The organism is Pseudomonas sp. HS6-2 (assembly GCF_049325675.2).
Lineage (GTDB): Bacteria > Pseudomonadota > Gammaproteobacteria > Pseudomonadales > Pseudomonadaceae > Aquipseudomonas > Aquipseudomonas putida_N.
This window is the reverse complement of the sequence record NZ_CM143906.1, coordinates 5,928,127-5,946,734: the sequence shown is the minus strand read 5'-3', so window position 1 is coordinate 5,946,734 and position 18,608 is coordinate 5,928,127. Positions and strand designations below refer to the sequence as shown.

The window sequence follows — 18,608 nt, the reverse complement described above, 5'->3', positions numbered from 1 at the left end:
TGCAGAGGGGCTCACAACGGCGGATTGAATAAATGGACGGGCGGGTAAATCGCGATGCCATTATGCCAACCTGCTCATTTTCGATCTTCGCCACTCGTCGCACGGCGTAGTCTGTCGTCGGCAATCGATTTGCAGAGGCTTGCTCAACGAGTTGTCGAAACTATCCCAATCCTCCCCAAACAACTCCACCGGATGCATAGTCCGGTCTGCTCCATTGCCACAGGCCAGAGCCTTGGCCGGGCAATACTGATCAGCTCCCACACCGATCGTGTTGGCTTCAAGGCAATTGATTCGGCAGCCCCCAGGCGCTGAAAACAAAAAAGGCCCACCTTTCGGTGAGCCTTTTGAGTATTGCGTATGGTGCCGGCACCAGGAATCGAACCCGGGACCTACTGATTACAAGTCAGTTGCTCTACCATCTGAGCTATACCGGCAATGGGGCGTCATTATAACGATCGGTTGGCGCCTGTAAACCACTTCCTTGCGAAAGCGTGAAAATAGCCTAAGTTACCGGCCCAAAAGGATATTTTCTTACCAGCCGCGGTGGATGGTGTTGACGCTCGGCTCGCTCTTGCCGGGGTTGAAAAACAGCTTGTCGTTGTCGCAGCCGCGCTTGCGGCAGGGGCTTTCCACGCGCAGGGGCAGGCCGTTGTCGCCGCCCAGCTGCATGCCGGGGGTGTTCCAGTCCAGGTTGCTGGCGGGGTGCGGGGCAGGGCTGTTGCTGCAGGCGCCCAGGGTGAAGGTGAAGGCCAGCAGGGCAAGGGATTTGGCTTGGGTCACGATGGTTTAGTCCGTTAGTCCATTGTCGATTCTGGCGCAACGCCAGACGGTCGCAGGGCTGGCGGGCAGCGTGCGACGTAGCTTTTTAATGATTTGGGGGGCAGATGATACACCGTCGGGCCTCTCGCGGGTGAGCCCTCATCCAAAGAGACCGTGGTGGTTTTGTATCGGCACTGATCCTGTTCCAGCATGCATTGGCGAGCATGAGTGATGAGAAGGGGCAGGTGCATGAGTGATGCCGGATATGGAGGATCACCATAAGCTTTTGGGCGCTGCGGATTATCTGCTGGCCCTGGCCAAAGCGCTGAAGAACGATACCGAGATTGCCAAGAACAAGGTGCATTGATTCGAGGGCCCTTTCGCGGGCGCGCCCGCTTCCACAGAGGGGCAATTGCCTAATCGAATTTTTGTTTATGCACAAGAGGCATTGCCGCCTTGCGCGAAAGGCATGCCGCTTCTCCGTACCGCCGGTCTTTGCGCAAACGCCTGTTTTTACTGGGCTTGACGCCCAGGCTGGAATAAGCCAAACGCTTGAAATAGCGCTTTGCTCCATCCAGTCATCAAAAGCTTGTTCACAGACTTATCCACAGGTTGTGCTGCGGCTAACGGTCACGTTCGGCCAGGAGCAACATGTTGCGTGGGGTGAGCGGATAGTCGCAGAAAGTGCCCAGCCGAACGGTGTAGCCCTGTTCTTCGAGGAACAGGGCGCGATCGAGCACCAGCCACAGCTCCAGTGGGCGGCGGAACAGGTTGCGCAGGCGTTCGAGGTTGCGTACTACGGCCAGGCGCTGCCAGCCGGCGGCCTCCAGCGCGGCCCAGTTCGGGTTGCCGCGTATCGCCACACCGCGCAGTTCGGCCAGCTCACCGCAGTACTGCTCGAAAGACTTGTCCAGCCAGGCGATTGGCAGCGAAGGGGTGGACAGGTATTCATCACACTGGCGCTGTTCGCGCTGCAGCAGGTCGAAGCCCAGGCGCCGGGCCATGGAGCAGTCGCGTTGATGCCGCACGCGGGCGCTGGCGGTGACGGCTTCGTTCAGCGGCAGGCCGAGGTCGATCATGCTCAGCTGCAGCGGGGAGTGCTGTGCAGCTGTGGATAACGGCTGATAGTGCTCGCCGGGGATGCGGTTGTAGCAGCAAGGGGCCACGGCCAGGTGGCGGCAGCCTTGCTGGCTGGCCTGGCGCAGCAGGTGCACGTGCAGTTCGCCGCAGGCATGCAGGGCGACCACGCTTTTCTCGTGGTTCAGGTGCTGGGTGCTGCCGGCAGCCATCACATCCTGGTGGATGTGGGTCGCGGGCAGGTGATGGTGATCGCTCAGGGCCTGGCCAGCGGCGACCAGCTCGGGGTTGTACTCCAGGCAGGTCAATTGCTGGCCGGGTTGCAGCAGGCGGCGGCCGAGGTGGCCTTTGCCGGAGCACCAATCCAGCCAGTGACGAGTGTGCTCGCGAAAGCCCAGGCGGCGGCTGAAGGCTTCGATCTGCTGCCATTTGCGGCCGGGTACGGCGACGTCGAGGCGGTGGCCGGCGGTGGGCAGGCCGGTGTCGGGGAGCTCGCCCAGGGCTGACAGTTGCCCGGCTTGTGCGGCCAGTTGCGGGAACGGGGCGGGCAGGCCTTGTGGGTTGGTGTCGGCTTCGGCGTCGGCCAGGGTGCTCTGGCGCAGGTAGGCGGCGAGTTCGGGGTATTCGCTTTCCCAGGCCAGGCGCAGGGCGGTGAAGGGCCGGGGTTTCCACAGCGGTTGGTGCTCGGTCAGGAACTGGTCGAGGGCCTGGAAGCGGTCTTGCAGGTGGGGGCTGTGGAGATAGGAAGGCATGGTGGGGTCTGAGAGTTTGGATATTTTTGAGAGCCCTTTCGCGGGACAAGCCCGCTCCTACAGGGATCGCGCAGCCTCGTGAGAGCGCGATCCCTGTAGGAGCGGGCTTGTCCCGCGATGGGCTGCAAGGCAGCCCCGAGTGATATCAGCTTAGCGGCCCTGGCAGGCGTCCACGCGCAACCAGCGCTCCAGCAGTTTGAAGCCTTGCACCAGCACGAACGAGATCGCCAGGTAGAACACCCCGGCCGCGAAGAAGATCTCCACTGGCAGGTAGGTCCGGGCAATGATCGTGCGGGCCATGCCGGTCAGTTCCAGCAGAGTCACGGTACTGGCCAGGGCACTGGCCTTGAGCATCAGGATCACTTCGTTGCTGTAGGCCGGCAGGCCAATGCGCGCGGCACGTGGCAGCATGATGTAGAACAGTGTCTTGCCCCGCGACATGCCCAGCGCCCGTGCGGCTTCGATCTCGCCCTTGGGGATCGACTGCAGCGCACCGCGCAGGATCTCGGCGATGTAGGCGGCGGTGTGCAGGGTCATGGTCAGCACCGTGCACCAGAACGGATCGCGCAGGTACGGCCACAGCGAGCTGGAACGTACTGCGTCGAACTGCGCCAGGCCGTAGTAGACCAGGAACAGCTGCACCAGCAGTGGAGTGCCACGGAAGAAGAAGATGTAGCTGAACGGCACGGCGCGCACGTACCAGTGGCGCGAGGAGCGGGCGATGCCCAGCGGGATGGCCAGGATCAACCCGGCAACCACTGCGATGGCCACCAGCTCCAGGGTCAGGGTCGCACCCTGGGCCAGGCGTGGCAGCCACTTGAAGATGACTTCCCAATTCATTTATTCGGCCCTCGCAAAGCCGCGAGCGGCGCGTTTTTCCATGAAGTGCATGCCGGTCATGGCGATGATGGTCAGGCTCAGGTAGATGCAGGCAGCGACCATGTAGAAGGTGAAAGGCTCCTTGGTCACGGTCACGCCGATCTGCGCGTGACGCATGATTTCTTCCAGGCCGATCACCGACACCAGCGCGGTGTCCTTCATCAGGATCATGAACAGGTTGCCCAGGCCCGGCAGGGCGATGCGCCACATCTGCGGCAGGATGATCCGCGACAGGATGCGGCCCTGGGACAGGCCCAGTGCGAGGCCGGCCTCACGGTGGCCCTTGGGGATCGCCAGGATCGCGCCACGGAATACTTCCGTGGCGTAGGCGCCGAAGCACAGGCCCAGGGCGATGACACCCGCGGCAAAGGCGCTGAGCTCAAGGCCGGGCATGTTCAGGGCTTCGCCGAGGCTGTTCATCAGGCCGACGGTGCCGAAGTAGATGAGCAGGACCCAGAGCAGTTCGGGCACGCCGCGCACCAGGGTCGAGTAGAAGCCGCCAAGCCATTGCAACGGCTTGATCGTGGAAGTCTTGGCCAGGGCGCCGAGCAGGCCCAGGACCAGCCCCAGCAGCAGGGCGCAGAGCGCCAGTTTTACGGTCATCAGGGTGCCGGCCATCATGGCCGGACCGAATCCGTGCAGGTCGATATTCATGGGCAGGTCATTCTAGGGACTTGCGCGCCGCAGGGGCGCGCAGGTCAGGGCGGATCATTCGATGCTGAATGGGAAGTACTTGTCGTTGATCTTCTTGTACGTACCGTCAGCCTTGATTTCTGCCAGGGCTTTGTTCAGATCGTCGCGCAGTTTGGTATCACCCTTGCGCACGGCAATGCCGATCTTGTCGCTGTCCATCACCGGTTCGCCCTTGAACTCGTAGTTCATGCCGTCCTTGCTTTTCAGCCACTCGTACTGCACGTACTTGTCGGCAAGGATGCCATCGATTCGGCCGGAAACCAGGTCGAGGTAGGCGTTTTCCTGGGTGTCGTAGAGCTTGACGTCCACATCCGGGAAGTTGTCTTCAAGGTAGGTGCCTGCCAACGTGGCGCGTTGGGTGCCGATGGTCTTGCCCTTGAGCGAAGCCTTGTCGGTCTTGAAGTCGACATTCTTCGGCGCGATGAACTGCAGCTTGTTGGAGTAGTACGGGTCGGTGAAGTCGACGGCCTGCTTGCGCTCGTCAGTGATCGACAGCGACGACACCAGGAAGTCGAACTTCTTGGCGTTCAGGGCCGGGATGATGCCGTCCCAGTCGGAGGTGACCACCGAGCACTCGACCTTCATCTTGGCGCACAGGGCGTCGCCGATGTCCTTGTCGAAGCCGACGACGTTACCGCTGGCATCCTTGTTGTTGAACGGTGGGTAGGCGGCTTCGATACCCATGCGCAGTTTTTCCGCGGCCATGGCGTTTGCCGACATCACCAGGGTGGCAGCGGCTGCCAGGAGGAACTTCTTGTAAGTGTGCATGTATTGCTCCGTTAGCGGTGGCTGGACATGAATTGCTTGCAACGCGCCGAGGTCGGGTTCTCGAAGACCTGCTGCGGCGATCCTTGCTCTTCAACCAGGCCCTGGTGCAGGAAGACCACTTCACTGGACACCTGGCGGGCAAAGTTCATCTCGTGCGTCACCAGCAGCATGGTACGGCCTTCTTCGGCCAGTGCGCGGATAACGTTAAGCACTTCCTGGACCATTTCCGGATCGAGCGCCGAGGTCGGCTCGTCGAACAGGATGACCTTGGGCTTCATGGCCAGGGTGCGGGCGATGGCAGCACGCTGTTGCTGGCCACCGGAAAGCTGGGCGGGGTAGCTGTGGCGCTTGTCGTAGATGCCGACCTTGTTCAGCAGTGCTTCGGCGGCTTCGATGGCCTCGGCCTTGCTCTGGCCGAGCACCCGGCGTGGCGCCTCGATGATGTTGTCGAGGATCGACATGTGTGGCCACAGGTTGAAGTTCTGAAAGACGAAGCCGATCTCGCTGCGCAGGCGGTTGATCTGGCGGTTGTCGGCGGCGATCAGGTCGCCGTTCTTGGCGGCCTTGAGCTTGAGGCTCTCGCCGGCAACGAGGATTTCGCCCTGGTGAGGGTTTTCCAGCAGGTTGATGCAGCGCAGCAGGGTGGACTTGCCGGAGCCGGACGACCCCAGGATGGAGATCACGTCACCGTCGCGTGCGGTCAGCGAAATGCCCTTGAGAATTTCCTGCTCGCCGTAGCGTTTGTGCAGATTGCGGATTTCCAGCGCGGGCGTGGCCTGGGCCATGTGCGGTCCTCATGTGATCGGGTGCGTTCCCAGCTGTTGGCGGCCTTCCTGGCGAGCGCCACGCTAGCATAGCGGCAATATGACGGCCAACAGGGTCGCAGGGGGCTCAAGGTGTTGCCGGGGCAGTTTGTCGCATCGTTGCAGTGCAACGTCGCGCAGATGTCCGCAAAGGGTCTCGCCCAGCTCCATAGCCTTGATGAAAAAAGGCGCGATGGTGCCAGTTTTGGCCGGCACTGGGAAGCTGTTTTAGACCATTCGCGAGCCATTTGCTGATCTGTACTGCGGCTACGGGTGCGACTGCGACCTGCTGATTCGAAGACTGAAGGTTGTACCTATGGGTTGCGCTTTTTGTGCATTGCGTCGGTGCAAAGGTGTTACCGAGGAGCACCTTTGGTGCGTTTGTAAGTGGGTATTTCCGTAATCCGGACCTGGAATGGGGATTTGGCGGCCTTTCGGTCAAAGGTTGGCCGAATGCCCTGAAGCCCGCGCCGTTACGAGGTCGGGGTATCCATCTGACGAATGCATTCAGCACATGGCGCGCTTATTGCCAGTAGGAAACCGCCGATTGCAGCGACGCCTAGGCCAACCCCAGGTGCGCTCTGTTCCCGCAGTCGGCGTGGTCCACTCCTTACAAAGGTAGTTTTAATGAGCGGTAACAATTCCAATGACCTCGCTCAGGGGCTCAAACAACGGCATGTCACCATGCTGTCCATCGCTGGCGTTATCGGCGCCGGTCTGTTCGTGGGTTCCGGCCACGCTATCGCAGCGGCCGGCCCGGCCGTACTGCTGGCCTATGCCGCCGCGGGTACCTTGGTCGTACTGGTAATGCGCATGCTTGGCGAAATGGCGATCGCCTCGCCGGATACCGGTTCGTTCTCTACTTATGCCGACCGCGCCATTGGCCGCTGGGCCGGTTTCACCATCGGCTGGTTGTACTGGTGGTTCTGGGTGCTGGTTATCCCGCTGGAAGCCAACGCCGCTGCTGCCATTCTCCATGCCTGGTTCCCGTCCGTGGACCTGTGGGCCTTCTCTCTTCTTATTACCCTGGCGCTGACCCTGACCAACCTGTGCAGCGTCAAGAACTACGGTGAGTTCGAGTTCTGGTTCGCCCTGCTCAAGGTGCTGGCGATCATCGGCTTCATCGTCGTCGGCTGCATTGCCATGTTCGGTTTCGTGCCGAGCAGCCAGGTGAGCGGCGCTTCGCACCTGTTCGATACCCAGGGCTTCATGCCCAACGGCCTGGGCGCGGTACTGGCGGCCATGCTGACCACCATGTTCTCGTTCATGGGTACCGAAATCGTCACCATCGCCGCAGCCGAATCGAAAGACCCGGGCAAGCAGATCAGCCGTGCCACCAACTCGGTGATCTGGCGTATCTGCCTGTTCTACCTGGTGTCGATCTTCCTGGTTGTGGCCCTGGTGCCGTGGAACGACCCGGCGCTGGCCGAAGTGGGTTCCTACCAGACCGTGCTGAGCCGCATCGGGGTGCCGAACGCCAAGCTGATCGTCGACATCGTCGTACTGGTCGCCGTGACCAGCTGTCTGAACTCGGCGCTGTACACCTCGTCGCGCATGCTGTTCTCGCTGAGCAAGCGTGGCGACGCCCCGGCCATCGCCCAGCGCACCACCAAGGCGGCTACCCCGCATGTGGCCGTGCTGCTGTCGACCGCTGCCGCGTTCCTCTGCGTGTTCGCCAACTACGTGGCCCCGGCCCAGGTGTTCGAGTTCCTGCTGGCCAGCTCCGGCGCCATCGCACTGCTGGTGTACCTGGTGATTGCCGTGTCGCAGCTGCGCATGCGCAGCCAGCGTGAAGCGCGTGGCGAGAAGATCGACTTCAAGATGTGGCTGTTCCCGGGGCTGACCTGGGCGACCATCGCCTTCATCGTGGCCGTGCTGGCGGTGATGGCGCTGCGTGAAGATCACCGTGCCGAGATCATCGCGACTGCGCTGCTGAGCATTGGCGTGGTGGCGGCTGGCTTGCTGGTGCACCGCAAGCGCGAAGCTGCCGGGCGGGTGGCGCTGATAACTGATCCGCGCTTTCTGAAATGAAGAAAGGCCGCATCCTGCGAAGGATGCGTCCTTTTCTATTGCCTGTTCCGGGCCATTCGCGGGGCAAGCCCGCTCCTACAGGTACAGCGCATGCCCTAGGCTTGAGGTGATCCTGTAGGAGCGGGCTTGCCCCGCGAATGGGCCGGAACAGGTTGCCAAGCCCGATCAGCCAAACTGCTTCTGCTGTTGCTGCTGCTTGGCCACCAGCTCGGAAGCGGCGATATAGGCTTCCTGGAACTCATCGCTCTCCAGCCAGGCCATGGTGGTGTCTTCGTCGGCGCCGTCGAGCCAGGTGCGGTAGGCGTTGAACACCAGCACGATGTAGTCGGTGGCGTGCTCTTCCTTGTGGCCCTTGAGTACCAGGGCCAGCAGTGGGTCGACCAGGAACACCGAGATCATCGCCACCAGGCTGGTTTCCTGGGCGGCCTTCATCTTGTCGAACAGCTCTTTGTAGCTGTCGGTCTCCATGGCCTTGTTGAACACCTGCTCGATGCTCGCGCTGTCACCGGCGCTGGCCTTGACCGCCTGGCCGCTGCGCACCATGCGGTTCTGCTTGGCTTTGCTGGCGGCGCGCTTGGCGCGTTTCTGTTGCTTGGTTGGGGTGGCCATGGGGTGAATCCTTGGGGTGTTCGGAAATTGCGCGTATTGAAGCGCAGCGGCCCGGGTGATTCAACTGGCGGGTGTTGTCGGCTCATCCTCCTCGAACCCGCGCGATGCCCGCCCGACCAGCAGATCATCCGGTGCGTGCGCCACCCGGTGGTCCTTGCCCGGGTAATCCAGTGAATGCAGGAAGTGGCGGATGCAGTTGATCCGCGCGCGCTTCTTGTCGTCCGACTTGATCACCGTCCATGGCGCATCGGCGGTATCGGTATGGAAGAACATCGCCTCCTTGGCTGCGGTGTAGTCCTCCCACTTGTCCAGCGACTTGATGTCGATGGGTGACAGCTTCCAGTGCTTGAGTGGGTCGTCCCGGCGTGAAATGAAGCGGCGCAGCTGCTCTTCGCGGTTCACCGAGAACCAGTACTTGAATAGCAGGATGCCGCTGTTGCACAGCATGCGTTCCAGATCCGGCGCCTGGCGCATGAACTCCAGGTATTGCAGCGGCGAGCAGAACTCCATGACCTTCTCGACACCCGCGCGGTTGTACCAGGAGCGGTCGAAGAAGACCATTTCACCCGCCGTGGGCAGGTGCTGGATGTAACGCTGGAAGTACCACTGCCCCAGTTCCTGCTCGGAAGGCTTCTCCAATGCGACGATCCGTGCGCCGCGTGGGTTCAGGTGCTCCATGAAGCGCTTGATGGTGCCACCTTTGCCCGCCGCGTCACGCCCCTCGAACAGGATCACCACGCGCTGGCCGGTTTCCTTGACCCAGCTTTGTACCTTTAGCAGTTCGATCTGCAGCGCGTGCTTGGCCTTTTCGTAATCCTGGCGGCGCAGGCGGGTGCGGTACGGGTAGCTGGCCGGCAGGCGCGCCGAGGTGCTGTCTTCGGTACTGCCCTTCGGTGCGCTGGCCACTTCCAGCGCGGCCGGGGCCTGGCTGACCTGAGTGATAGTGGGCTCGGGTTTGCGCTGGCGAGGGCGGCGAGGGCGAGGTGCGACAGGGGCGGGGGAAGAGGATTCGCCGGGGGCGGGGAGGAGGAGGGTGGCTTCTTCGCTCATGGAGGTCCTTGCGAGGTCGGGTCGAATGTCCACCTGCAATTTTGAGTCTGAGCGAGAAAGGGCTTGTTGATACCGGTCAACGGCAGAAGGGAGGGCGGGGCAATAAATCACAGACAACAAAAAACCCGCACTAGGCGGGTTTCTCGTTGTCGCTTCGGGTAACTTTGCAACCACCAGAAGCTTGAAGGTGGTGCCCAGAGACGGAGTCGAACCGCCGACACGAGGATTTTCAATCCTCTGCTCTACCGACTGAGCTATCTGGGCGACGAGGTGAATTAAATAGATTTTCTGACGGCCCGTCAACGACTTTTTGAAAAAATTTTAAATTAATTCCGTCGCTTACGTTTCATGGGGTCATTCGGCGGGTGGAACGTAGCCTTCCGCCTGGGCGTATTCCTCGCCGGCGAAGAACTTGTCCATCTCGCCCTGAAGGAACTTGCGGTCCTCGCCGTTCATCATGTTCAGGCGCTTTTCGTTGATCAGCATGGTCTGGTGTTTCTTCCAGTCTTCCCAGGCTTTCTCCGAGATGTGTTCGTAGATGTCCTGGCCCTTGGCGCCGGGGTAGGGTGGGCGGTCCAGGCCTGGGAGTTCTTCTTTGTACTTGCGGCACATCACGGTGCGGGTCATTGGGCTTCTCCTGCGTTCAGTTCGTCGGCCGCGCGTTTGAGCAGCTTCTTGACCGGGGCGGCGAGGCCCAGGCGCGGCGGGGTGGCGAGGTTATACCAGAGCCAGTCGGCCTCGGCCACGTGCTGGCCGACCGGGTCGACGTGTACCAGCCAGGGCTCGATCGCCAGCTGGAAGTGGCTGAAAGTGTGGGTCAGGCCGTCCAGTGCGCGGCTTTCGGCCAGGCGCAGGCCATGCTGGTAGGCGAGGTCGTCGAGCTGGGCGATATCGTCGAGTTCCGGCAGGCTCCACAGGCCGCCCCACAGGCCGCTGGATGGCCGGCGGTAAAGCAGGATGGCGCCTTCAGGGTTGGCCAGCAGCGGCATCAGCGTGCGCCGTTGTGGCAACGCCTTGCGTGGCTTGGGCTCGGGGTAGCGGGTTTCTTCGCCGTGCAGGTGCGCTTCGCAGCCGAGCTGCAACGGGCAGATCAGGCAGCTGGGCTTGCTGCGCGTGCACAGCGTCGCACCCATGTCCATCATCGCCTGGGTGTAGTGGTTGGCGCGCTGCTGCGGGGTGAAGCGCTCGGCCGTGGCCCACAGCTGGTTGGCCACCTTGGGCTCGCCGGGGTAGCCGGCCTGGGCGGTGTAGCGGGCCAGCACGCGCTTGACGTTGCCATCGAGAATCGGCGCGCGGATGCCCATGCTGATGCTGGCGATGGCACCTGCGGTCGAGCGGCCGATGCCGGGCAGCTCGGTGAGCTGCTCGACGCTGCGCGGGAATTCGCCGCCATGCTGCTCGACGACGATCTTCGCGGCCTTCTGCAGGTTGCGTGCGCGGGTGTAGTAGCCAAGGCCCGTCCACAGGTGCAGCACTTCGTCCTCCGGCGCCGCAGCCAGAGCCTGCACGGTTGGCAGGGCCTGCATGAAGCGGTCGAAGTAGTTCAGCACGGTGCTGACCTGGGTCTGCTGCAGCATGATTTCCGACACCCATACCCGGTATGGGTTGATGCCCTGTTGCCAGGGCAGGTCATGGCGACCGTGCTGGTCGTACCAGTCCAGCACGGCGCTGGAGAACTGCGTGGGGGTCATCGCTTGAACAGCCCCTTGAGCGCGTCTTTCAGTTCTGGGCTCACTTTGTCTCCGAGTTTTTCATCGATCTTGTCTTTGAGGCGATTGCCGGCCAGCTTGGCCGCGACCTTGCCCAGGCCGTCCTGGTCCAGGCGGCAGGCCTTGGCACCGAGTTCCAGCGGGCCGCGGCAGCGCAGCGGCACTTCCACGCCCACGAAGCGTTCGTTGACCTGGCAAGCCGGGTCGGGCATGGCGCGCTGGTCTCCTTCGACGATCACGCCGATGTTGTAGTCCATGCCCAGCACGCGCAGGTCGAGGTCGCCATGGCCGTTGACGGTCAGGCCCGGGATACGTGCCTTGAGGTCAGGGTTGCTGGCCACGCCATTGCGAATCACCAGGCTGCCGCGCAGTTCTTCGAACGGGGTGTCCTTACCGCGCGGCTCACCGCTCAGGGTTTTGCGGTTGAGGGTGGCGATGGCCTGGCAGAGTTGCTGCTCAAGGTTGGCGTTGACCAGCACGCCGTCATTGATGACGAAGTTTGCGCTGCCATTGAGGGTATCGACCAGTGCTTTCTGGCTGTTACCGGTGGCGGTCAGATCACTGGTCAGGGTGAGCAGGCCTTTGACCGGCGGGGTCTGCTCCTTGCCTTCGGCCTTGATGAAGTGCTCGACCGGTACCCGGTTGATCTTGGTGTTGATACCGAGCTGCGGCACGGCAGGGCGTACGTCGAGGTTGCCCTTGGCTTCGAAAGTGCCGTTGTAGAGGCCGCCACGTAGCGCCTGCAAGGTCAGCAGGCCGCCCTGGCCGGTGGCCTGCAGCTGGGCGTCGCTGATCGGCAGCTTGTCCAGGGTCAGCGAGCCGAAGGCCAGGTCGGCTTGCAGGTCGAGTGCGCGCAGGCGGTCGACCGGCAGCAGCTTGTCACCGCTCCAGGCCATCTGGGTCGGGGCGTTGGGCAGCGGCGAGCTACCGGCAGCGGCCACGGCGCTGGATTCCTGTTGCTGGACCTCGGCCTGACGTGCGGCAGTGGCACCCTTGGCCTCTTCGCTCTTGGCCGGCATGTAGCGATCGGCGTCGAACTTGTCGCCTTTGAGCTGCAGGCGCAGGGCCTGCTTGGCGAAGTCCTCGATGGCCACACGGCCTGTGAAGGTGCTGTCGTCCAGTTTCACGGCCAGGTCGGCCAAGCTCAGGCTGGTTGGCGTGCCTTGCAGGCGGGTCACCAGCTCCAGCTTGCCGAACACGGCGGGGTCGGTGGTGACCGGCAGCGGGTGGCCGATGCCGTCGAGGAAGGTGCGCAGGTTGAACTGGGCGATGGACAAGCCGCCACTCAGTTGCGGGGTCTTGTCCAGTTCACGCACGTTCAGCTCGCCGAGGGCACGCAGCTGGTTGGCCGAGACCTTCAGGCTGTTCCACGAGGCCACGTTGGCACCCATGTCGACCAGCAACTGGCCCTGTGCGCCGAAGGTGACGGTCTTGCCACCGGTAGGTTCGCCCGAGGTTTCGCCGGTCAGGCGCAGGTCTTCGAAGTTGTAGCGCTTGAGCTTGCGGTCGAAGCGCAGCTCGCCAGCCAGCTCGGTGCGGGCCTTGATGGCCGGCTGGCTGGCGCTGAGGAAGGCGCTGGCCTTGAGGGCGATGTTGGTGCCTTCGTGGACCGGGCCGGTGCTCAGCTGGATGCTTTCGGCGCTGTAGCTCTGGCCGCTCTTGGCATCGGTGTAGTAGACCCGGGCGTTGTTCACGGTGAGGCTGTCGATGTCGAGCTTCACCGCGCGCTCGCTGCTGCTTTCGACAGGTTTGGCGGGCTGCTCGGCAGGTGCCTTGGCGGGGGCCTTGGCAGTGCCGTCGGTTGCAGCCGGCAGCGGCTTGCCGATGTCTTCCCAGTTGCCGTGGCCGTTTTCGTCACGCGCCAGGGTCAGGTTGAGGCCCTCGACGCGTACATCGCTCATCTGCACTTCGCGACGCAGCAATGGCAGCACGCGCACCGAGAGGCCGAGCATCTGCAGGTCGGCGAACGGTTCCTTGGGTTTGGTCAGGGTGGCGATGCTCGCTTCGTGCAGTTCCAGGCCCAACCAGGGGAACAGGCTCCAGCCGATGTCGCCGTTGAGGGTCAGCTCGACGTGGGCCTTGTCGCGCGCCAATTGGCGGATCTCGTCTTTGTAGTCGTTGGGATCGAAGAGGTGGGTCAGGGCGAAGCCCAGCGCCACGATGATCAGCAGCAACCCGAGAAGCCCAAGTCCCAGGATTTTGCCGAACGCTTTCATGGGCGAGTCCTTGTAGTCCGTAGTGTGAATTCCGAGCGGCTGAGTATAGCGCCGCAGGGGTGGGGCCTGCGTATTCGACTAGCGATGCAGGGCATTTCCGATGTTTGCGTGATTCGACAGCGGTGGTTTTGTCAGTTCCTTCGCCGCTGGATTGTGTAGAAATACCGATTCAGCCAAGCGAAAAATAACGATATCAGATTGCTTTCATGTCATCTGCGAACTGGTACCCTTGTGCCGCTTTGCGGAGCGGCCGCGACCCATTGTCGCGGGCCGTTGCCCAGGGAAAGTCCAGTTCGCCCTGCGTGCGAGCACAAGAGCCCGGGATGCCATCCGCCAGCACTGACTACCTATAAAAGGATCGAATCCATGAGCAGTACCATCACGGCAGAGGGGCTGGCCAGCGCGCCGAGCTTCCTGTCGAAGGAGCGTATCATTGCCCGCCCGGGCTTCAACCGCTGGCTGGTCCCGCCAGCCGCCCTGGCCATCCACCTGTGCATCGGCATGGCCTATGGCTTCTCGGTGTTCTGGCTGCCACTGTCGCAAGCCATTGGCATCACCGCGCCGGTTGCCTGTTCGGCCGACATGGGCTTCATCGCCCGTATGTTCAGCGCCGAATGCGACTGGCCGATCTCGATGCTGAGCTGGATCTACACCCTGTTCTTCGTCTTCCTCGGCTGCTCGGCCGCAGTACTCGGCGGCTGGCTGGAACACGCCGGCCCGCGCAAGGCCGGCCTGGTTTCGGCGCTGTGCTGGTGTGGCGGCATGCTGATCTCGGCGATCGGCGTGAAGACCCACCAGCTGTGGCTGATGTGGCTGGGCTCCGGTGTGATCGGCGGTATCGGCCTGGGCCTGGGCTACATTTCGCCGGTCTCGACCCTGATCAAGTGGTTCCCGGACAAGCGCGGCATGGCCACCGGCATGGCGATCATGGGCTTCGGGGGGGGGCGCCATGGTTGGCGCACCGCTGGCCACCGCGTTGATGGGCCACTTCGGCAACGAACATGAGGTGGGCGTGTGGCAGAGCTTCGTCGCCATGGCCGCGATCTACTTCGTGTTCATGACCGCTGGCGCCCTGGCTTACCGCGTGCCGCCGACCGGCTGGAAACCTGAAGGCTGGACCGCTCCGGTGAAAAAAGCGGGTAACGGCATGGTCACCGATCGTCACGTGCATGTAAGCGTTGCCTGGAAAACCCCTCAGTTCGCCCTGGTATGGCTGGTGCTGTGCCTGAACGTTTCGGCCGGTATCGGCATCCTCGGCATGGCGTCGCCGCTGCTGCAGGAAGTGTTCGCTGGCAAGTTGCTGGGCAACGAGCTGAGCTTCAGTGAGCTGAATGCCGCGCAATTGGCGCAGATCGCGGCCATTGCCGCTGGCTTCACCGGCCTCCTGAGCCTGTTCAACATCGGTGGCCGCTTCTTCTGGGCGTCGTTCTCCGACTACATCGGCCGCAAGAACACCTACTTCGCCTTCTTCGCCCTGGGCGTCGGCCTTTATAGCCTGGTGCCCAACATGGGCCACCTGGGCAACGTGGCGCTGTTCGTCGCGGCGTTCTGCATCATCCTGTCGATGTACGGCGGTGGTTTCGCTACCGTGCCGGCCTACCTGGCTGACCTGTTCGGCACGCAGATGGTCGGCGCCATCCACGGTCGCCTGCTGACTGCCTGGGCTGCAGCCGGCGTGCTGGGCCCGGTGCTGATCACCTACCTGCGCGAGTACCAGCTGGCGGCGGGTGTGGAGCGTGCAGCGGCCTACGACATGACCCTGTACATTCTCGCCGGTCTGCTGGTGCTGGGCTTCTTCTGCAACCTGCTGATCCGCCCGGTCGCCGACAAGCACTTCATGAGCGATGCCGAGCTGGCTGCCGAACGTGCGCTAAGCCACGACAAGGGTGCTGACGGTGCCCGTTCGCTGGAGTGGCATGCCGCACCGGGTAGCCTGCCGCTGGTGCTGCTGGCCTGGGCTGTGGTGGTCGTGCCTTTGGCCTGGGGTGTGTGGGTGACCCTGCAGAAGACCGCTGTACTGTTCCATTGATGTAGCCATCTGGGGGTTGCCTTGCAGCCCCCATGACCTGCTTGTATAGACCTGTAGGGCCGTCCGGCCCCGCAATTCCTTGCCATGCCATATGTCATCCGCGTTTCAAGCTGGCGCGTTCTGGGCCTATAATGGAGCCCTTTTCGCCCAATGATTTTGCGGAGCTGGTGATGGTCGAACGTAAGGCTTCCGTCGAGCGCAATACCCTGGAAACCCAGGTCAAGTGCTCGATCAACCTCGATGGCAGTGGCAAGGCCCGATTCGATATCGGTGTGCCTTTCCTTGAACACATGCTGGACCAGATCGCCCGTCATGGGCTGATCGATCTGGATATCGAGTGCAAGGGTGACCTGCATATCGACGATCACCATACCGTCGAAGACGTCGGTATCACCCTGGGCATGGCATTCGCCCAGGCCATCGGCGACAAGAAAGGCATCTTCCGCTACGGCCATGCCTACGTGCCGCTGGACGAAGCGCTGTCGCGCGTGGTCATCGACTTCTCCGGCCGCCCTGGCCTGCAGATGCATGTGCCCTACACCCGCGCTACCGTTGGCGGCTTCGATGTCGACCTGTTCCAGGAGTTCTTCCAGGGCTTCGTCAACCACGCCCTGGTGACCCTGCACATCGACAACCTGCGTGGCCACAACACCCACCACCAGATCGAAACCGTGTTCAAGGCTTTCGGCCGCGCCCTGCGCATGGCCGTGACCCTCGACGAGCGCATGGCCGGGCAGATGCCGTCGACCAAAGGGTGCCTGTAAATGCAGACGGTAGCCGTAATCGACTATGGCATGGGCAACCTGCACTCGGTGGCCAAGGCGCTCGAGCACGTCGGCGCCGGCAAGGTGCTGGTCACCAGCGACGCTGCGGTGATCCGCGAGGCTGACCGCGTGGTGTTCCCTGGTGTGGGTGCGATCCGCGACTGCATGGCCGAAATCCGCCGGCTGGGCTTCGATAGCCTGGTCCGCGAAGTAAGCCAGGACCGCCCGTTCCTCGGCATCTGCGTCGGCATGCAAGCGCTGCTCGACCATAGCGAAGAGAACGACGGTGTCGACTGCATCGGCCTGTTCCCTGGCCAGGTGCGCTTCTTCGGCAAAGACCTGAAAGAAGACGGCGAACACCTGAAGGTGCCGCACATGGGCTGGAACGAAGTCAGCCAAACCATCGACCACCCGCTGTGGCACGACATTTCCGACCGTGCACGCTTCTACTTCGTGCACAGCTACTACATCAATGCCGGCAAGCCTGGCCAGGTAGTCGGCCGCGGCCACTATGGCGTCGACTTCGCTGCCGCGCTGGCCGATGGCTCGCGCTTTGCCGTGCAGTTCCACCCGGAGAAGAGCCATACCCATGGCCTGCAGCTGCTGCAGAACTTCGTCGCCTGGGACGGGCGCTGGTAAATGAGCCGTTCGAAGACCAAGGCCCCGGTCATCACCCTGGCCCCCGAAGAGGAACGCGAGGCGCTCGACACGCTCAAGCGTTTTCTCGAAGACCGCTTCGAGCTGCAGCTCGGGTCGTTCGAGGTGGCCGAGGTCCTCGAGCTGTTCAGCAAAGAAATTGCACCCCATTACTACAACAGGGCGATTGCCGATGTTCAGCTGCACCTCAAGGAGCGGTTCGAGAGCATCGAAAGCGATCTGTGGGCACTCGAAAAGCCCTGAACCCCCAAGAACAGACAGGTTCCCAAGATGCTGATTATCCCCGCTATCGATCTGAAGGACGGTGCCTGCGTGCGCCTGCGCCAGGGCCGCATGGAAGACTCCACGGTATTCTCCGACGACCCGGTGAGCATGGCCGCCAAGTGGGTCGAGGGTGGCTGCCGCCGCCTGCACCTGGTTGACCTCAACGGCGCCTTCGAAGGCCAGCCGGTCAACGGTGAAGTGGTTACTGCCATCGCCAAGCGCTACCCGAACCTGCCGATCCAGATCGGCGGCGGTATCCGCTCGCTGGAAACCATCGAGCACTACGTCAAGGCTGGCGTCAGCTACGTGATCATCGGCACCAAGGCGGTCAAGCAGCCTGAATTCGTTGCCGAAGCGTGCAAGGCGTTCCCGGGCAAGGTCATCGTCGGCCTGGATGCCAAAGACGGCTTCGTCGCCACCGACGGCTGGGCGGAAGTGAGTTCGGTGCAGGTCATCGACCTGGCCAAGCGTTTCGAGGCCGATGGCGTCTCGGCGATCGTCTACACCGACATCGCCAAGGACGGCATGATGCAGGGCTGCAACGTGCCCTTCACCAAAGCCCTGGCCGAAGCTACGCGCATCCCGGTAATCGCCTCGGGCGGCATTCACAACCTGGGTGACATCAAGGCCCTGCTGGACGCCAAGGCCCCGGGCATCATCGGCGCCATCACCGGCCGTGCCATCTACGAAGGCACCCTCGATGTCGCCGAGGCCCAGGCCTTCTGCGACAACTACCAAGGCTGAGGACTGAACCATGGCACTGGCCAAGCGCATCATCCCTTGCCTGGACGTGGACAACGGCCGGGTGGTCAAGGGCGTCAAGTTCGAGAACATCCGTGATGCCGGCGACCCGGTGGAAATCGCCCGTCGCTACAACGAGCAGGGTGCCGACGAAATCACCTTCCTCGACATCACGGCCAGCGTTGATGGCCGCGACACCACGCTGCATACCGTCGAGCGCATGGCCAGCCAGGTGTTCATCCCGCTGACCGTGGGCGGTGGCGTGCGCACCGTGCAGGACATCCGCAACCTGCTCAACGCCGGTGCCGACAAGGTTTCGATCAACACTGCTGCGGTGTTCAATCCGGAGTTCGTCGGCGAGGCGGCGGACCGTTTCGGTTCGCAGTGCATCGTCGTCGCCATCGACGCCAAGAAGGTGTCCGGGCCAGGTGAAGCGCCGCGCTGGGAGATCTTCACCCACGGCGGGCGCAAGCCTACCGGGTTGGATGCCGTTGAATGGGCGAAGAAGATGGAAGGCCTGGGTGCCGGCGAGATCCTCCTGACCAGCATGGACCAGGACGGCATGAAGAACGGTTTTGACCTGGGTGTGACCCGTGCCATTAGCGATGCGCTGGGGATTCCGGTGATCGCTTCGGGTGGTGTGGGTAACCTGCAGCACCTGGCTGACGGGATTCTCGAAGGGCATGCCAGCGCGGTGCTGGCGGCCAGCATCTTCCACTTTGGCGAGTACACGGTGCCTGAGGCCAAGGCTTACATGGCTTCGCGCGGTATCGTCGTTCGCTGAACCATTGATTGGGGCTGCTGTGC

Annotated in this window: 18 protein-coding genes, 2 tRNA genes and 2 pseudogenes; 8 read left to right on the top strand and 14 right to left on the bottom strand. The window is 62.6% G+C overall.

Features of this window, described 5'->3' with window-relative positions; all coding sequences use genetic code 11:
* Positions 1–60: 60 nt before the first annotated feature.
* The 3 genes from ACOKS3_RS27885 to ACOKS3_RS27875 form a co-directional block, all read right to left on the bottom strand.
* A complete protein-coding gene (locus ACOKS3_RS27885; RefSeq protein WP_103449862.1) occupies positions 61–291 on the bottom strand; it encodes a DUF3079 domain-containing protein in 231 nt (76 codons plus the stop codon).
* 67 nt (positions 292–358) lie between these two features.
* Positions 359–434 (bottom strand) — tRNA-Thr (locus ACOKS3_RS27880).
* A gap of 97 nt (positions 435–531) precedes the next feature.
* The gene (locus tag ACOKS3_RS27875) at positions 532–780 is read right to left on the bottom strand and encodes a hypothetical protein (protein WP_103448620.1); all 249 of its coding nucleotides are present in this window, start codon (positions 778–780) and stop codon (positions 532–534) included.
* A gap of 241 nt (positions 781–1,021) precedes the next feature.
* Between ACOKS3_RS27875 and ACOKS3_RS27870 the strand changes: the two are divergent.
* Positions 1,022–1,126: pseudogene (locus ACOKS3_RS27870) on the top strand (DUF3077 domain-containing protein); the annotation flags it as partial.
* A gap of 256 nt (positions 1,127–1,382) precedes the next feature.
* On the opposite strand, the gene ACOKS3_RS27865 reads toward ACOKS3_RS27870, so the two are convergent.
* The 5 genes from ACOKS3_RS27865 to ACOKS3_RS27845 all read right to left on the bottom strand — a co-directional run bounded on the left by ACOKS3_RS27865 (position 1,383) and on the right by ACOKS3_RS27845 (position 5,713).
* Entirely contained in the window at positions 1,383–2,588 is a 1,206-nt protein-coding gene (locus ACOKS3_RS27865; protein ID WP_422764445.1) for a methyltransferase, read from the bottom strand.
* 150 nt (positions 2,589–2,738) lie between these two features.
* Complete coding sequence (locus ACOKS3_RS27860; protein ID WP_103448622.1) at positions 2,739–3,428, bottom strand: ABC transporter permease; 690 nt, start codon at positions 3,426–3,428, stop codon at positions 2,739–2,741.
* A complete protein-coding gene (locus ACOKS3_RS27855; RefSeq protein WP_103448623.1) occupies positions 3,429–4,121 on the bottom strand; it encodes an ABC transporter permease in 693 nt (230 codons plus the stop codon).
* Between the two features lie 54 nt (positions 4,122–4,175).
* Positions 4,176–4,928, bottom strand: a complete 753-nt coding sequence (locus ACOKS3_RS27850) for an ABC transporter substrate-binding protein (protein WP_422764446.1) — start codon at positions 4,926–4,928, stop codon at positions 4,176–4,178.
* A gap of 11 nt (positions 4,929–4,939) precedes the next feature.
* On the bottom strand, positions 4,940–5,713 hold the full coding sequence (locus ACOKS3_RS27845) for an ABC transporter ATP-binding protein (RefSeq protein ID WP_085677911.1): 774 nt from the start codon (positions 5,711–5,713) through the stop codon (positions 4,940–4,942).
* Positions 5,714–6,358: 645 nt separating this feature from the next.
* On the opposite strand from ACOKS3_RS27845, the gene gabP reads away from it, so the two are divergent.
* Complete coding sequence (gene gabP, locus ACOKS3_RS27840; RefSeq protein WP_422764447.1) at positions 6,359–7,762, top strand: GABA permease; 1,404 nt, start codon at positions 6,359–6,361, stop codon at positions 7,760–7,762.
* A gap of 165 nt (positions 7,763–7,927) precedes the next feature.
* On the opposite strand, the gene ACOKS3_RS27835 is transcribed toward gabP, so the two are convergent.
* The 6 genes from ACOKS3_RS27835 to ACOKS3_RS27810 form a co-directional block, all read right to left on the bottom strand.
* Complete coding sequence (locus tag ACOKS3_RS27835) at positions 7,928–8,371, bottom strand: hypothetical protein (protein WP_027917576.1); 444 nt, start codon at positions 8,369–8,371, stop codon at positions 7,928–7,930.
* 60 nt (positions 8,372–8,431) lie between these two features.
* Positions 8,432–9,421, bottom strand: a complete 990-nt coding sequence (gene ppk2 / locus ACOKS3_RS27830; protein WP_103448626.1) for a polyphosphate kinase 2 — start codon at positions 9,419–9,421, stop codon at positions 8,432–8,434.
* A 188-nt stretch (positions 9,422–9,609) separates the two neighbouring features.
* Positions 9,610–9,685, bottom strand: a tRNA-Phe gene (locus ACOKS3_RS27825).
* Positions 9,686–9,775: 90 nt separating this feature from the next.
* Complete coding sequence (locus ACOKS3_RS27820) at positions 9,776–10,048, bottom strand: oxidative damage protection protein (protein WP_103448627.1); 273 nt, start codon at positions 10,046–10,048, stop codon at positions 9,776–9,778.
* The gene (gene mutY / locus ACOKS3_RS27815) at positions 10,045–11,112 is read right to left on the bottom strand and encodes an A/G-specific adenine glycosylase (RefSeq protein WP_422764448.1); all 1,068 of its coding nucleotides are present in this window, start codon (positions 11,110–11,112) and stop codon (positions 10,045–10,047) included. Before mutY ends, ACOKS3_RS27820 begins: the two co-directional genes overlap by 4 nt.
* Positions 11,109–13,346 (bottom strand): AsmA family protein, encoded by a 2,238-nt coding sequence (locus tag ACOKS3_RS27810; protein ID WP_422764449.1) that lies wholly within the window; start codon positions 13,344–13,346, stop codon positions 11,109–11,111. Before ACOKS3_RS27810 ends, mutY begins: the two co-directional genes overlap by 4 nt.
* 366 nt (positions 13,347–13,712) lie before the next feature.
* Here ACOKS3_RS27810 and ACOKS3_RS27805 point away from each other — a divergent pair.
* The 6 genes and pseudogenes from ACOKS3_RS27805 to hisF all read left to right on the top strand — a co-directional run bounded on the left by ACOKS3_RS27805 (position 13,713) and on the right by hisF (position 18,585).
* Positions 13,713–15,375, top strand: a pseudogene (locus ACOKS3_RS27805) (OFA family MFS transporter).
* A gap of 170 nt (positions 15,376–15,545) precedes the next feature.
* On the top strand, positions 15,546–16,139 hold the full coding sequence (hisB, locus tag ACOKS3_RS27800) for an imidazoleglycerol-phosphate dehydratase HisB (RefSeq protein WP_027917570.1): 594 nt from the start codon (positions 15,546–15,548) through the stop codon (positions 16,137–16,139).
* Positions 16,140–16,778 carry an imidazole glycerol phosphate synthase subunit HisH gene (gene hisH / locus ACOKS3_RS27795; RefSeq protein WP_060512243.1) on the top strand — a complete coding sequence of 213 codons (639 nt, stop codon included), beginning with the start codon at positions 16,140–16,142 and terminating at the stop codon, positions 16,776–16,778.
* Positions 16,779–17,039, top strand: a complete 261-nt coding sequence (locus ACOKS3_RS27790; RefSeq protein ID WP_060512242.1) for a DUF2164 domain-containing protein — start codon at positions 16,779–16,781, stop codon at positions 17,037–17,039. It begins immediately after the preceding gene.
* 27 nt (positions 17,040–17,066) lie between these two features.
* Positions 17,067–17,804, top strand: a complete 738-nt coding sequence (hisA, locus tag ACOKS3_RS27785; RefSeq protein ID WP_003255731.1) for a 1-(5-phosphoribosyl)-5-[(5-phosphoribosylamino)methylideneamino]imidazole-4-carboxamide isomerase — start codon at positions 17,067–17,069, stop codon at positions 17,802–17,804.
* Between the two features lie 10 nt (positions 17,805–17,814).
* Positions 17,815–18,585 carry an imidazole glycerol phosphate synthase subunit HisF gene (gene hisF, locus ACOKS3_RS27780; RefSeq protein WP_011536177.1) on the top strand — a complete coding sequence of 257 codons (771 nt, stop codon included), beginning with the start codon at positions 17,815–17,817 and terminating at the stop codon, positions 18,583–18,585.
* The last annotated feature ends 23 nt before the right edge of the window (positions 18,586–18,608 follow it).